The sequence below is a fragment of the Teichococcus globiformis genome, assembly GCF_042646265.1.
Taxonomy (GTDB): domain Bacteria; phylum Pseudomonadota; class Alphaproteobacteria; order Acetobacterales; family Acetobacteraceae; genus Pseudoroseomonas; species Pseudoroseomonas globiformis.
This window is the reverse complement of record NZ_JBHRTN010000001.1, coordinates 1-14,841: the sequence shown is the minus strand read 5'-3', so window position 1 is coordinate 14,841 and position 14,841 is coordinate 1. Positions and strand designations below refer to the sequence as shown.

General features: G+C 63.3%; 13 protein-coding genes. 3 read left to right on the top strand and 10 right to left on the bottom strand.

What is annotated here, in order from left to right; genetic code table 11:
* Positions 1-246: 246 nt before the first annotated feature.
* On the bottom strand, positions 247-858 hold the full coding sequence (locus ACFOD4_RS00065) for an NUDIX domain-containing protein (protein ID WP_379592317.1): 612 nt from the start codon (positions 856-858) through the stop codon (positions 247-249).
* 98 nt (positions 859-956) lie between these two features.
* On the opposite strand from ACFOD4_RS00065, the gene ACFOD4_RS00060 reads away from it, so the two are divergent.
* Both ACFOD4_RS00060 and ACFOD4_RS00055 read left to right on the top strand, forming a co-directional pair.
* Entirely contained in the window at positions 957-1,712 is a 756-nt protein-coding gene (locus ACFOD4_RS00060) for a DeoR/GlpR family DNA-binding transcription regulator (RefSeq protein ID WP_379592315.1), read from the top strand.
* Between the two features lie 171 nt (positions 1,713-1,883).
* Positions 1,884-2,087, top strand: coding sequence for an AAA family ATPase (locus tag ACFOD4_RS00055; protein WP_379592313.1), 204 nt, complete (start codon positions 1,884-1,886; stop codon positions 2,085-2,087).
* Positions 2,088-2,553: 466 nt separating this feature from the next.
* Here ACFOD4_RS00055 and ACFOD4_RS00050 read toward each other — a convergent pair whose 3' ends face one another.
* On the bottom strand, positions 2,554-3,009 hold the full coding sequence (locus ACFOD4_RS00050) for a carboxymuconolactone decarboxylase family protein (protein WP_379592311.1): 456 nt from the start codon (positions 3,007-3,009) through the stop codon (positions 2,554-2,556).
* A 175-nt stretch (positions 3,010-3,184) separates the two neighbouring features.
* On the opposite strand from ACFOD4_RS00050, the gene sigJ reads away from it, so the two are divergent.
* Positions 3,185-4,132 carry an RNA polymerase sigma factor SigJ gene (gene sigJ, locus ACFOD4_RS00045; RefSeq protein WP_379592309.1) on the top strand — a complete coding sequence of 316 codons (948 nt, stop codon included), beginning with the start codon at positions 3,185-3,187 and terminating at the stop codon, positions 4,130-4,132.
* Between the two features lie 1,193 nt (positions 4,133-5,325).
* Here the strand turns inward: sigJ and ACFOD4_RS00040 are convergent.
* The 8 genes from ACFOD4_RS00040 to ACFOD4_RS00005 form a co-directional block, all read right to left on the bottom strand.
* On the bottom strand, positions 5,326-6,657 hold the full coding sequence (locus ACFOD4_RS00040; RefSeq protein ID WP_379592307.1) for an NAD(P)/FAD-dependent oxidoreductase: 1,332 nt from the start codon (positions 6,655-6,657) through the stop codon (positions 5,326-5,328).
* Positions 6,658-6,665: 8 nt separating this feature from the next.
* Entirely contained in the window at positions 6,666-7,415 is a 750-nt protein-coding gene (locus ACFOD4_RS00035) for an ABC transporter permease (protein WP_379592305.1), read from the bottom strand.
* 46 nt (positions 7,416-7,461) lie between these two features.
* Positions 7,462-8,319 carry an ABC transporter permease gene (locus ACFOD4_RS00030; RefSeq protein WP_379592303.1) on the bottom strand — a complete coding sequence of 286 codons (858 nt, stop codon included), beginning with the start codon at positions 8,317-8,319 and terminating at the stop codon, positions 7,462-7,464.
* Positions 8,300-9,352 (bottom strand): ABC transporter ATP-binding protein, encoded by a 1,053-nt coding sequence (locus ACFOD4_RS00025; protein ID WP_379592301.1) that lies wholly within the window; start codon positions 9,350-9,352, stop codon positions 8,300-8,302. Before ACFOD4_RS00025 ends, ACFOD4_RS00030 begins: the two co-directional genes overlap by 20 nt.
* A gap of 4 nt (positions 9,353-9,356) precedes the next feature.
* A complete protein-coding gene (locus ACFOD4_RS00020; protein ID WP_379592381.1) occupies positions 9,357-10,349 on the bottom strand; it encodes an ABC transporter substrate-binding protein in 993 nt (330 codons plus the stop codon).
* A 1,681-nt stretch (positions 10,350-12,030) separates the two neighbouring features.
* Positions 12,031-12,339, bottom strand: coding sequence for a hypothetical protein (locus tag ACFOD4_RS00015; protein ID WP_379592299.1), 309 nt, complete (start codon positions 12,337-12,339; stop codon positions 12,031-12,033).
* Between the two features lie 327 nt (positions 12,340-12,666).
* The gene (locus ACFOD4_RS00010) at positions 12,667-13,563 is read right to left on the bottom strand and encodes an SDR family NAD(P)-dependent oxidoreductase (protein ID WP_379592297.1); all 897 of its coding nucleotides are present in this window, start codon (positions 13,561-13,563) and stop codon (positions 12,667-12,669) included.
* Positions 13,564-13,666: 103 nt separating this feature from the next.
* Positions 13,667-14,593 carry a helix-turn-helix domain-containing protein gene (locus tag ACFOD4_RS00005; RefSeq protein WP_379592295.1) on the bottom strand — a complete coding sequence of 309 codons (927 nt, stop codon included), beginning with the start codon at positions 14,591-14,593 and terminating at the stop codon, positions 13,667-13,669.
* Positions 14,594-14,841 lie beyond the last annotated feature (248 nt).

Below are 14,841 nucleotides of genomic sequence, written 5' to 3'. Positions count from 1 at the left end.
CTCTAAAAGACGTGCTTGCGGAAGAAATGCCGATCTTCATCGGGCGTGTAGAGGCCTGACAACCAAGGTCATCGACGGTCAAAAGAAGTACGAGGAACACGCGCGGCGCTGTCCATGTCGCCTAGCACCAGACATCTCAAATGCATGTCAGATATTCTGCCTTTCAAGCTCCTTCCCTGCAGGACTCCTGCGAGATGGACACACCATCTACCCAACACTGACGTTCTGTTTGGTGATGCGATCCCCTCACGAGCCTGCAACTTCTGGGAACAGGTGCAGTGCTGCGTATTGCAGCAGCATGATGGTCTTGGCGTCGCAGATCTCGCCTTTCTCCATCATTGCTAGCGCTTCCGCTATCGGCACCTCCAAGAGGTCGATGTCCTCTCCTTCCGCCTCCTCGCCCCCGCCTTCGGCAACACGGTCCGCGGGATGGTAGGCGCCAACAAAGAAGTACAGCTTCTCCGTAACCGATCCTGGGCTCATGAAGGCTTGGAAGACCTGTCGGACAGCGCGGACGCGGTAACCTGTCTCCTCTTCGACCTCAGCCCGGATGCGCTGCTCCGGGCTTGCTTCGTCGAGCAATCCTGCCGGAACTTCGATGAGCAGCCCGTCGTAGCCATTGATGAAGGTGGGATAGCGGAACTGCCGCGTCAGTATCACGGTGCGGCGCGTGGGGTCGTAGAGCAGGATCGCCGCGCCATTGCCGCGGTCATAGGCTTCCCGGCTTTGCTGCTGCCAAGTGCCATCCCGCCGCCGATACCGGAAGGTGGCTTTGGTTAAAAGGTACCAGTCGTCCGAGAGGACCCTGACATCCTCCACCTGAAGGCGGTCAGCGACACTCATCACACTGCCGGACATTGCACAAACCTTCTTAAAATGCGACATTCATTATCTAGAAAGGGCTTATTCGTGCAAATTCAGGATGGGTCAAGCGAATTCGTGCAGGCGGAGCAGCGATGCTGACACGTGAAAGAAAGGACCACATCCTGGCCATCCTGCAGCGGGATGGGCGCGTGGTTGCCAAGGCTGCCAGCCGGCAGCTTGGCTTGTCCGAAGACACCATCCGCCGGGACCTTCGGGAGCTGGCGGCCGAAGGCCGCCTGCAACGGGTCCATGGCGGCGCTCTTCCTGCCTCTCCGGCCATTGCAAGCTTGGAGCGGCGGGAGGAGGTTTCCATGGCGGGCAAGGTCGCCATCGGTCAGGCGGCGGCGCGCATGGTGCGCGGCGGGCGGGTCGTCATGCTCGATGGCGGCACCACGGCGCTGCAGGTCGCGCGACACCTAGCGCCGGAGCTGCGAGCCACGGTGATCACGCACAGCCCGACCGTAGCCGCTGAACTGGGACGTCATCCAACCATCGAGGTAGAACTCATCGGCGGTCGCCTGTTCAAGCACTCCATGGTATCGATCGGCGCGGCCGCAGTAGAAACCATTGCGCGCATCCGCGCCGATATCTTCTTCATGGGCGTCACCGGCGTCCATCCGGAACTCGGCCTCACCACTGGCGATGCCGAGGAAGCGGCCATCAAGCGCGCCATGAGCCGCCAGTCGGCAGAAACCGTTGTGCTCGCCTCGCACGAGAAGCTCGGTGCCGCCTCGCCGTTTCAGATCATGCCGCTGGAAGAGGTCGACAGTTTGGTTGTCGAGGTGGATCTTCCTAGGGAGCTGCTGCAGCCCTACCTGAAGCTAGGCCTCTCGGTGGTGCGCGGCTGACGCCACTCAGGCCTGGTTCGCCCAATAGCACAGGATGTCCCGCGATGATGGCTGCTTTGAGCCTAGCCCCAGAAGCAGACCAGCGGCTTCCGACCAAGCGCAGCAGAAGCAGCCTGATGCTCAGTTCCTTGATGAGCGGCGTATCTACGTTCCGAAACCGATCGAGTTCGCATGGATGATGGAGCGCGTGGGGCGTTGCGAGGCGCAGATCGGAGTTTGGCCCTTCACGCAGCAGCGAGGGGGCTCCCCGTTATTCTGGATCTCGGCTTCACCCAGGCAGAGTATCGGGCAAGGCTGGCATCCCTGGCCCGCAGTGCAAGGTTCAGTGCCCAGCTTCATGTGCTGGAGAGCGCGGCGGAAACACGCTGGGCCTGAATTCAGATATGCAAAAGGTTCCATCTTTGCCGTGCCGGTCAGCCGAGCAATGTTCGACTTGTTGAGGGGCCCTGGGAGGCGCCACGGAGATGATAGACATGCACGGGATCCGGATCGGCTGACCGCCCATGGCCAGGGTGGCTTCAGGTCGCCGGCCAGTGTAAGGATTTTTGTCTACCACTGAGATGCCGCGCCACAGCGTTCAGTTGCGCCACCCCGTGATGACGTCTTCCGGCATCCAGACCCCGACTGTCACACGTCTGCTTTCGTAATAGCTGGATTCAAAAGCAGCCGTTTCGTTTTCGCCCAAGAATTTTACCAAGTCCGACGGCAAGCGCCTCTATGGAAAGGACCAGGAAAGCCTCTGCCCCGCGCCTGACTATGGCTTCGTTGAATCCGATAAAGCCGGCATGCCACTTGGATTAGGACCACGCTGCCGCCATCCCTGCTGATGCGAAGAAGCAGATCAGGCCTTTGCCTTGACCGGAAGCCGAAAGGGCGCGCCGAGCCGGTTGAAGGCGTTCATCGCCGCGATGGTGATCGTGAGGTCCACGAGATCCTTAGGCGTAAAGGCTGCGCTTGCGGCTGCGTAGGCTTCGTCGGAAGCATGCGTCTCGCTGACGAGCGTGACTTCTTCCGCCCATGCGAGTGCGGCGCGGTATTGGTCAGAAAACAGCTGAGGAACCTCGGACCAGACCGGAACCAGGGCGATCTTCTCGAATGGCATCGTCTTGAGGAGGTCCCGGGTGTGCTGGTCGATGCAGTGCGCGCAGCCGTTGATCTGCGACACGCGCAGGAAGACGAGGTGGATCAGTTCGTGGGGTAGATCGGTGCCCGTGGTGATGTAGTGGTGGATGCCGAAGAGCGCCTTCGCACCCTGAGGCGCGATCTCGTTCCAGACCAGCCGTTTGTTCTCGCTCATGACAATGTCCTATGCTCGGAACGCCGGAGATTGACGTTCGGAGCCATGACGAACCGTCCAGCCGGGGTGTGACATGCCAGGCCGCATTCACGCTCTACAAGGCCCATGTCACATTCGGGCACGTCCCCTCGTCTTGTCCTTGAAATGGGATACGCGCGCGATCGGGGACACGAATATGGTGGGCAAGGAGACGATGCGAGTGGAGGCGATGGGCGATCGGCGGACAGTCGACTTCGAGGCGGAGCGCAAGCGGCTGACTCGACTGGCCTACCGAATGACGGGCTCGCTCACTGAGGCGGAGGACGTGGTGCAGGATGCGTGGTTAAGGTGGGTTGGGGTCGGAGGCGACATCGATTCACCTCCCGCCTACCTCACCCGAATTGTCACCCGACTCTGCCTCGACCGGCGCCGGTCGGCTCGGGCTCGGCGGGAAACCTACGTCGGACCCTGGCTACCCGATCCGCTGATCGGATCCGCGGAGCCGGCCGAAATAGTCGCGGATGACGTCACGGTCACACTGATGCTGGCCCTGGAGCGTTTGTCGCCCTTGGAGCGAGCGGCCTTCCTCCTGCACGACGTTTTCGACGTGCCGCTGTCCGAGGTGGCGGTCACCCTCGACCGCGAGCCGGCCGCGGTCCGCCAGCTCGCGTCGCGCGCGCGCAAGCACGTGCAAGCCGCACGACCCCGGTTCATTGTTGAACCAGTGCATGCGGAGCGGATAACCCGCGCCTTCTTCGTCGCCGCGCGCGACGGCGATGTTGCGGCCTTATCGAAGCTGCTGGCGAAGAATGTTGAAATCCATACCGATGGCGGCGGCAAGGTCCTTGCCTTCCGCAATGTCATTCACGGCATTGAGCGGGCCCTGCGCCTCTTCGCGGGGCAGCGTCGTAAGGCTTCCGCGCTGCCGACGCTGCTTCGTGTTGTTACCATCGACGGTCTACCAGGCTACGTCGGCCTCGATCGAGGTGGCGTGCTACAGACGATAGCGCTGGACATCCGCGAGCACGGCATCGCCGCGGTCTACATCGTTAAGAATCCGGACAAGCTGTCTCACTTGGTATCAGAAGGAAGCCTCCAGAACACATCTCGCCGATACCACCACTCTGTTGAGTCGTCCGAATGACTGCGGCAGCACGGATAACCGCTCGACAGGCGGTACAGGTCGCTCCTTTACGGTCGAAGTTCCGCTTTCTCCCGGCTGCCGCGGGGGAGCGGCCATACGCCTTCCGGCCGAACTCTGCCGGTCCCGAAAGTTGGCGTCCGCAATGAGAAGCACCAGTGGCCCCTGCGCCGGCGGTCACCTCTTTGCCAGACGGCGCTCCGGAACCTCCATGCGGTCCTGTCCCGAGTGGACCTCCTCACCGCGGACGTAGCTTCGGCGCGCTGAAGACGCCACGCGCAAGCGCCGCACGCGTGTTATCCGCTCGCTGCTTCGTCCATCGCTCTTGTGCAACCAAGGCCAACAGGGACTGAGCATCCAGAGCCCTACACGATCAATGAGTGCTGCCAGGACGTCCCGGTCTCCGGCCGCGCCGTCCACCGCCCGGCACAGCACGCGCAGAAGGCCGGGCAGCTCCGGCAAGGCGTCGTCGGTCCAGCAGATCCATGAAGCAGGGGGCAGGCACTGGCGGCGGAGCTGATGGTGGCGGAAGGCTCGGCGGCGCCCACCTCATGGCCGAGCGAGGCGAGTTAGGCGGCGTCCCGGCCACTGCCGGCACCGAGATCGAGCAGGGCGGCCGGTGCCGTCGGCAGCAGGTCGCGCCACCAGCCATGCAGGGGCTCCTGGCCGCACCGCCTCGTAACGTGGCACCAGGGTCTCAGCCTATGCGTCGTCCAAGGACATCGCCTGAGTCTCCTCGCTAAGAACCGACGCTGCCAAGTCAGCGATGGAAGGCGTTGTCCTAGCGGCAGATCCTCTCGCAAGGGATGTCGTCACGATCGCTATCCAGCCGGCTCAGCCTGCGTTGTCGCAAGTGAAAGCATGCTCGGCGCAGCTGGTCATTTCGCGGCAGTAGCGCTTGCTGCCGCAGGTGAAGGCCTCCGTGTTGGGGGCCGCCGAAGTCTGCAGCCCAGAGTTGTCGAGCGTTCCTTTGGCTAATTCGCCCATTCTGTTAGTTGTTCATGACGACGAGTGCCAGCCTGAGACGCTGGCGGGCCTGCACCTCGTCGCCTTCACCATATTCCTGCTCAGGCACGCTGCAGAATTCGCTGCCAGTGCGGAACACCCTCTAAAATCAGTGCTGGCATACCGGCCGATAGACAAGAGGCGGGTAAGCGGGCTGTTCATAGCACTGCCGATCAGGGCGGGCCCTCCTTTCAGGCGGCACGCCGATCGAGCCAGTCACGGAAGCGGTACCAATTGCCAATCACAGGGAGCATCCAGGGGTGCCCTGTGTAGAAGGGGCGGGTAGGAAAGTCCCGCCCATCGAAGACGGGCATGCGGTTGCTCTTCCCAAGCAGCTTCTTACCAAGCTCAGCGCCAAGGTAGGACAGCATGGCAACACCCGCTCCGTTACAAGCCATGGCATAGTGCAGCCCTTTTGGCGTCACGCCCATATGTGGCAGGTAGTCGAATGCGAAGGCGACGTTGCCGGTCCAAGCGTGGGTGATGCGTAGGCCCTTCAGTTGCGGCCAACGCTCAAGCATCATGTGATGCAGGATCGGCGCAGAAATCTCCGGCGTTGCCTGGGTGAAGCGCGCACGACCGCCAAAGATGACGCGGCGGTTGTCGTGCGACAAACGATAATAGCTCAGGATGCGGCGGCTGTCGGCCAGGGTACGTAGATTCGGAATCAGGCTGCGTGCCAATCCCGCATCCATCTCTTCTGTCGCGATGATGTGCGATGCCACCGGGATCAGGCGGCGGCGGAGGTCCGGTGTCAGCGAGCCGGTGTAGCCATTGGTGGCAATGACTACCTCACGCGCCATGATGGGTCCACGTGACGTTTCTACCCGCCAGCCATCTGCGACGCGAGTCAGGGCACCGGCTTTGGTGCGACCGAGCAGCGTGGCACCATGGCGTTGCGCAGCATTCATCAATCCTCTGTGGTACAGCCCGGGATGGATCTTGCCCGTTCTGTTCACGACCATGCCGCCGTAATAATAATCGGTGGCGATCTCCTCCCGTTGCCGCTCACGGGGCAGCATGGAGGCATCTGCATCGGCGAACTCGTTTAATGCGTCGATCTTGGCCGCCATGCCATTGAAATGTTTAGGTGTCCAGGCGCCGACAAAGCGACCGGTCCGCTCATAATGGCAGTCGATCCCTTCCCGACGTATCAAGGCCTCGATATGGGAAAGCCCTTCGGAAGCATCTCCCATGATGGAGCGCAGCCAGTCGCGCATCTCCTCCGGACTCTGGCGGCCTTTGGCCCCTGACAGACCCTTGCCGACATTGTTGCCGCCCGATACTCCGCCTCCGTTACGCGTCGAAGCGCCATAGCCAAGCGGCTCTGCATCCAGCACAACGGCATGGGCGCCACCTCGACCAAGCTCGATAGCGCAGTTGAGCCCTGTAAGACCACCGCCGACGATAACGATGTCGGCGCGCGAGGGCAGCTCTGCAGGTGGGTCATCCCCACCTATATCGATCGCTTCCCACCAGAACGGGCGAGCTTTGAAGTCGGGATGGAAGATGGACCTGTCCATGGCATACCTCAGCGCGTGATGGTCGTGGTAAGCGCGCCACGGCCGAACAAGGTGGTCAGGCCGAGCGCTATGCTGACCAGCAGGATCTGCAGCACCGACACCGCGGCGATGGTCGGATCGATTTCCATAAGAATATTGTCGAACATCTTCTTCGGCAGCGTCATTGATGCACCGGACAGGAACATGGCCAGCACTAGCTCATCGAAGGAGCTGATGAAGGAAAGAAATGCCGCCGAGACGAGGCTGGGTCTCAGCTGCGGCAGCGTGACCCGCCAGATGATCCATGGCCAGCGTGCGCCAAGGCCAGCGGCAGCCTGTTCCTGTGCCTCGTCGAAGCTGCGCAGGCTGGCACTCACCAGGATTACGACAAAGGGCAACGCCAGCACGGTGTGCGCGATGGCAACCCCATACCATTCGCCGATCAGCTGCAGGCGGGAGAAGACGCCGTATAGTGCGATGGAGAGAATGATGGTGGGTACAATAATCGGCGCCGCCGTGAGCCGATCCAGCGTGCGGATCCCTGGTAGCCGTGAGCGGACAAGAAAGAAGGCCAGGGGCACACCCAGTGACATGGCGAGAATAGTGCAGAGCGTGGCGACTTGCAGGCTGCGCCACGTCGCCTCGATCCAGCTCGGGTCGTCGAAATAGCGCTGGTACCACTGCCATGAATAGCCCGGTGGTGGAAACTGAAGGTAGGAAGCGGAAGAAAGCGAGATCGGGAACACTACCAGCAGCGGCAACAACAGGAAGCCGAACACCGCCGCGGCGAAGAGCCCGAGAAGCAGTTTTCCGGAAGTGTGGCGTCTAGTGCGTCGCAAAGCCCGCCCCCCGTGTCAATCGGCCGATTAGGGCATAGATGGCCAAGGTTGCCAGAAGCAGCAACGTTGACAATGCTGCGGCGAAAGGCCAGTCGAGGAACTCCCGCACCTGCTGCTCGATGAGCATGGACACCATCACCACGCGCCCGCCGCCAAGCAGCGCCGGTGTGATGAAGAAGCCGAGCGAAAGCACGAAAACCAGTGCGCAGCCGGCGGATACGCCTGGCAAGGAAAGTGGCAGGGTGATGCGCAGGAAGGATCGTGACGTCGGTGCACCGAGGCCTTCCGCGGCGCGTGGCAAGTCAGGATCGATGCGCAGCAGGGCAGCGTAGATCGGCAGGACCATGTAAGGTAGCAGCACATGCACCATGCCGATCAACACGCCCGTCATGTTGTGCAGCAAGGGCAGCGGCGCCTCGATCCAGCCCCAATCACGCAAGGTGCGGTTGATTACGCCGTTTCGGCCCAGCAGCACGAGCCACGCATAAGTACGGACCAGCACGCTCGTCCAGAAGGGCAGCAGCAAAGCGAACATGCCAAAGGCCAGGCCCACCTGGCCGGCACGCGACAGCCAGAAGGCGACGGGATAGGCCAGGACCAGGCAGATCACCATCACCATCAAGGCGATCTTCATGCTGTCCACAAGGACACTGGCGTAGAGCCCGTCCAGCGCCGCCTTCTCGAAATATGCCAGCGTGCCGCCCTCCACCGAAAGCGACAGCAGGCGCAGAACAGGCCAGGTGAAGACGACGCCGAGCAGCAGCAGGGCAGGCGTCGCAAGAAGCAGCAGATGGCGCTCACGCCGACGCGCGATGATGCCGCGATTATGCCTGGGGGACGACATGCACATCCTCCGCGGAAAAGCCGACAGGTACGCTGTCACCCTCACGCGGGAGCGGAGGGGCCGAAGGTCGTAGCGGAATGCGCGCGAGCACCTCCGTCCCTTCTTCCAGGCGCAGGCGCAGCTTGGCGGAAAGACCCAGATACACGGTGTCGACAACGGTGCCGTGCGTGCGGCAGGGCAGGCCGGACGCCTCCTCCCCCAGCCGCAGTGCCTCGGGTCGCAGCAGAAGAGTGACCGGGCCGTCGGGCTGGCGAACTGGCAGCGGCACGGCGCCGAAGCTCCCCAACGTCGCCGTGCCTTCACTGGCCTTTCCTGTCAGCAAGTTGGACTCGCCCAGGAAGTCCGCCACAAAGCGCGTCGCCGGTCGTGCGTAGAGATCGCCCGGAAGACCGATCTGCTCGATGCGCCCCTTATCCATGACCGCGATGCGATCAGACATGATGAGCGCTTCTTCCTGATCATGTGTGATGAAGATGGTGGTCAGCCGGAGGCGGCGCTGTAGCCGCCTTACCTCAAGCTGCAACGCTTCGCGCAGCTTACGATCCAATGCGCCGAACGGCTCGTCGAGCAGCAGCAGACGCGGCCCGAAAACAACGGCACGCGCCAGGGCCACGCGCTGTTGCTGCCCACCGGAGAGCTGGCGTGGCAGGCGCCGGCCAAAATCCTGCAATTCGACCAGCCGCAACGCATCCTCAACGCGCTGGGCGATCTCCGCGCGAGGGCGCCGGCGCATTTCAAGTGGGAAGGCCACGTTCTGCGCAACGGTCATGTGCGGGAACAAGGCGTAGTTCTGGAAAACCATGCCCACATCCCGCTGGCGCGGCGGCGCGAGCGTGACGTCCTGGCCGCCAACCAGAACAGCGCCTTCATCCGGGATCTCGAACCCGGCAATAGCCTTCAGAAGCGTGGTCTTGCCCGATCCGGAGGGCCCGAGGATGGTCAGGAACTCACCCTCGGTGACGTCAAGATCAACCCCTGCCAGGGCGGCTACGGGGCCGAAGCGGCGGACAATTCCTTGTACAGAAAGCTGCATCGCCTCAGCCTCTCTGCAGCATCCATCGTGTCCAGCGCTCCTGTGCCCGCTGCCCATTCTCCGTCCACCAAGTGGTGTTGAGCCAGAACTGCTTCTCTAGATTGGCTGGTGCCGTCGGCAAGAGTGGCCGCAGCTCCTCCGCCACGTAGTTGACCGTGTCGGGATGCAGCCCCGCGTAAGACAACTCGGTGGCATAGATCGCCTGACGCCGCGGGTCTGACATGGTTTGGAAGAACTTCTGGCCCCAGTAGGCATTGCGCGCGCCTCGCGGAATGCCCCAGGCGCTGCTTTTCAGGGAGCCTTCTTGGAATTCTGAGCCAACGGGCGCTTGCTTCTTCGCAAGTTCAAAGAAGCGCCCATTCCAGCCGGTGGCCAGTACCACCTCTTTGTCCACCAGCATTTGCGCCGGCTGCGCACCGGTGCTCCACCAGACCGCTATATGCGGACGAATCTCATCGAGCTTGCGGAAGGCGCGATCGAGGTCGAGCGGGTACAGCTTGTCCTTGGGCACACCATCGGCCAGTAATGCGAATTCCAGGTTGTCGACCGGGTGATTGCGCAGCGATCTCGCGCCGGGAAAGCGGCGGACATCCCAGAACTCGGCCCAGCCCTTTGGATGGCTTCCATCCTTGAAAACGTCACTGCGATATCCCAGCACGGTGGAATAGGCAGAGCCCACATAGATATGCGACTGGCGTCCGATCTCAGGGTAGCGCGAAAGATCAACAATCGAGGTGTCGATAGGCTCAAGGAGGTTCAACTCCTTCGCCCGATCCGCATCCTGTCCGCCAATCTCGGTGACTGTCCATTCTGGATTGCCGCTGTTCACCATGGCCCGCAGCTTACCGAAATCCACGGGCGAGGTATCGACGATGCGAATGCCGTGCTCTTTCTCGAAGTCGGCGAAGTAGGCAATGCGTAGGAACTGTGCCATGGCGCCTCCAGAGGCGTTGACCACGATCCGGTCCGGCTTCGGTGGCGGCGCCGCGGCCATCACGGCTGGCAAGGGCAGGCCTGCGGCGAGAAGGCCGCCACCCGCGCGAAGTACACTGCGGCGATTCATGTTGAAGGACATGGTTGTACCTCCCTCTGGCTTCTCGGTCGGACGATGTGTCGGCTCGGGGCGCCGGGAAACGGCGGGTCCGGCTCGGCGCTTGGTCAGCTCGCTCTCTACAGCTGTGGCGGAGACGAATGGCGATGCAGCCGGCTGGAAGACCTTCTTCCTGTTCCCTACTGCATTTGATGGCAAGACAAAGCGATACGATACCACAACATTGTGGTCTCATGCAGATCGTCGACGCTACCTTGATCGGTGGCGCAGCGGGCGCAGGGCGCCTTCAGTTGCCGCTAAGCGTCCGGTCCACGCCTTCCCCAGCCGCTCGACGTTCTTCTCCGGCCGTGCGGTATGACGACGCAACAATAACAAGGTCACCGGTACGGTCATCGATGGCGCCGCCCATGGGATAGATCATCACGCCGGCCGCCATGGCCGCGCCTTCACCACCTCGTCCATCTTACAGGCAGGATCGAAGCTTGGCTGGCCGCTTCGGTGCTCGATGATTTCCGCCGCCCAGGACAGGCCACCGCAACGGATGTTGCCGACATGGCGTGGTTGTCGAAACGCTCCTGCAGCTCCGCTTCCCCCCCGCGCGCCCGTGGCACAGATAATGCCCCTCGCCTGTCGAGCCTGACCTTGCCCAGGCCGATCCCTTGTCATGGCTGTTGCCCCCTTGTGGACGGTCACTGCCGCCAGCAGCCACAGCACATGACGCCTCAAGGACAATGTCAATATACGAGATGCAATCCCAACATACAGGATTTGGCGTCGCTGATCTTTGTCTCGGTTGCGCCACCATGAACAGAGCCGCCGAAAGCATTCGTACCGCCGTCCGCAAGAGCCCCCAGGCCCTGAAGGCCATGGCAGCACCGTCGTGCCCCGTCTCTAGCTGGCGCAGAGGGCTGGCCTCATCCGCTGCACTCTGTTGTGGTTGGCGCTGAGCTCCGCGGCGTGGGCTACCTTGACCGCGCGAAGGGGCTTGGCTGGCAGCTCGGCCTCGCCCCGCTGCCTAGGTAGTGGTGACGAGCGAGTTGGGCGCGTGGCTGTCCATCGCTGGACAGCGCTCGGCCACGCCGTCCGCCACGGAGAAGCGCCGAAGTCAGGAGTTGCTGCAACGCTTGCGGGACAGCGCCGGCCCCGCGTAGCCGGCACAGCAGGCGGCGCTCGGTGCCTCTATCGCATAGCTCAGGCGGGATGGCTTCTGCATCGTTTCGGGACAGATGCGCGACGACGTGGCCGCGATCGGCGTGCTTCTTGTGGACCCGCGCTAGGGTAGCACCTTCAGCTTCAGCTGCGTGGCGATCGGCTTCGTGGTGGAGGCGATTGGCCCGCGCCTGCTGCACATGGTGCGACAGGTCGGCCTCGCCCTGAGCATGGAGCAGGCGTAGGGCTAACACAGAAATGCAAACCGCCGGCAGATCTCTCCGACCAAGCGGTTCGACGACAGGTCTTGGCTCGAAGAGACCAGCGCCGCTCATCAACCGGATGCCATTGCAGCCTGCGCCGCTTGACAGGGTCAAGTGGCCGCGTCGCTGTTACGGCGGCCGCGCATGTAGTGCTGCTCAGGATGGTAGCGCAGCGTTGCGAGCCATGTTGTGAGAGCCTGGATCCAGAGCATGGTTCAGCGCGCCGCCAGGGGAATGGCACGATCGGGCAGGGGCCGGTAGACAATGCCCTTGTCGTCGCCCAGGTCCACGGGAAGGCCCGGTGCCCGGCGCGAGGCCGCCTGCTCGAGGTGAACGATCCGCAGGTCCTGACCGAAGGTGTCAACACGCACCTGACCGCCGCCCACCACATTGCCGGTGTTGCTGTCGCTGTAGGCGACCGAGAAGTTCTCGCCCAAGACCTTCACGCTTATCTGGGCCTGGGCGCCGCCGGCCAGCGAGGTAAGGGCCAGGGCGGTGAGGAGGAAGCGGGTGTTGATCATCATCGTATCTCCTGTTTGGCGCCCTCGGGCGCCGCGTTGTGGATCGGCGTTGCCGCCGGAACGATGCTGACTTTATGCGGCGAACTGCTGCGGCGCCGTCGCGGGGTTGCGCCGACTACGCCAGTGTTGCGATGGCCATCGATCGGAAGCCGCAAACCGCCACATGCGTCCGCCCGCATCCATGTAGCGGCGCGTGCGATTGGGCAGGATGGATGGGAAGGTGTTTGCCGCTTGAGGCAGCTTGCAGAGCCATCTGCTTGATCTTGCGTGCGCGGCTGCCCGCAGCGCTGGGGCAGAATGGAAAGCGCCTTGGGATGGAACCTGTTCCGGCTAAGGCGGAGCCAAGCGGCCGGTGAGGCCGAGGCGGCCGATCATCTCGTCCCGCACACGGTCCATCACGGGGATCACCACCTCGGCACCATCCCGGACAGGATCGACATAGAAGCGGAAGGGCCGCTCGCCCGCCGGCAGGTCGACGATCATGGCCACGGCACCCGCTGCCGCTCCGAGGATTGCACCGGCGGGCGTGACGCGCCGGACCGCCTCGCGAATGGCCTCCGCCAGGCCTTGGGTGGCGCCGGCCTCGTACTCGGTCACGCGCGCGGTGTCGTCGGGCTGTAGCGCATCGGTGAGGGGCATCACTGCCTCGCTGAACATGCCCGCAACAACAATGCTGGATTCAATGCCCCAGGGGGCGATCTCGCGCGCGTACTGCACGGCCATCGCTTCCAGTCCGGCAACAATGGCGCAGTGGAACGCCAGATAGGGTGCCGCGCCCCCGGTCGAGGCGCTGCTGATCAGCCAAGCCATCAACCCCTGTGATTGCCGGCGCATTGCCGGCAAAGCAGCGCGCATCAGGCGCTGCGTGCCGAGGATGCTGCGATCATGCGCCCTGGCCAGCTGGGCGGTCGAAAATGCCTCGGCCGGACCAAAGATGCGCGGAAGGGCGTTGTGGAGGATGACGTCGATGCGGCCCTGTTCCCGCAGGATCCGGGCGATGGCGCAAGTGGCGGAGCGATCGGCTGTCGGGTTGAGTTCGATTGGCCGGATGTCGATACCTTGCTCCCGGGCGTAGGCGCGCAACCTGGTTGCCTGAGCTCGGTTGCCGCCGCGGCAATCCTGCAGCGCCGCGTAAACCGTGTGCCCGCCATGCCCGAGTGCCCCGGCCGTCAGGTTGCCCAGGCTGCCAGGCGCCTCCGTGATCAGGATAACCTTTGGTTGCGACATTGGCCCCTGGCTGCCGAGAGTGGATTTGTGGTCTCCCATGATGGAGCCAGGGTCCGGCCCTCGCTGTTGCCGGATTGCGGCCGATGTTCCGGTCTTGCGGCGTTCAAAGGCCGCGTCGGAAGGCGGAAGGCGTCATGCCGGTGAGCCGCCGGAAGCTGGACGCAAAGGCCGAGGGCGTTTGGTAGCCGACCGCCAGGGCAATGTTGGTCACCGGCATGTCCGGCTGGGCCAGGAGCCGGCGGGCCTCGCTGATCCGCAGGGCGGTCAGCCATTCATGCGGGGTCTGGCCGGTGGCCAGGCGGAAGGCGGTGCAGAAGTGGAACCGGCTCAGACTCACCAGACCCGCCAGCTCATCCAGCCGGATCTCATTGTCGATGAACTCCTGCATGTAGGCGGTCACCCGCCGGACCTGCCAATCGGCCAGCCCCTTGCGGATCACCGGCGGCTCCGCCGCACCCTCCGAAGAATGGGCGCGGAGGAGCTGTGTGCAGAGCAAGTCGATGGCCTGTTCCACGAACAAGGAGGAGGCGGTGTCGCCGCGGGCTGCCTCCTGGCTGAGCAACTCCAGGATGCGCGAGCAGGCCGGGTCCTCGAAGCAGATGCGGCCGATCAGCTCCGCCCGGCCTTTCTGGGCCAGCGCTTCCGCCGCGGATTGCAGCCGGGCATCGGACAGGTAGACATGCGAAACCTCGATCGGCCCCTCGACGTCCCAGCGCCCGTCCTGCCCTTCCGGGATCAGGGTGATCGAACCGGGCCTGGTCCGGGCAGACATGCGGCGCGAGCCCTGCCGCCAGCTCGAATCCTGCGCCGCACCGTAGTAGGTCATGATCACATGGCTATCCATGCCCGGCAGGCTGGCGTGGAAGGCCCCATGACCCCATCGCTGGGTCAGTCGGGTTCCACTACGCAGGATGCTTTCTGCCAGAGCAGGCGGACGATCCAGGATGCCGCCAATGGCGCCAACCGCGTCGCTGGCAGGCGCGGACCCTGCATCCAGGGCGGCGATAGCGCCGGATGTTGCTGGCATCATGGTCCGGCCTTCCTCGCGGCAGGGCTATGTCTCCGCCTGACCATGTCGGAAAAGCAATGGAAGGGCAAGATTGTGGCCGGAAACGGATATCCCGGACCATGCCCGCAACATTGCGACAGGCGCCGCAAGCCGGCGAAAGCCGCAAGGGGCGGCCCTGCGTAGGGTTTGCCTCGTTCCGGCGCGCTGAGGCGCCGGTCGGAGGAGAGCCGAACCATGGGTGTCGCGAAGAAGATCGTTGTTATTGGCGG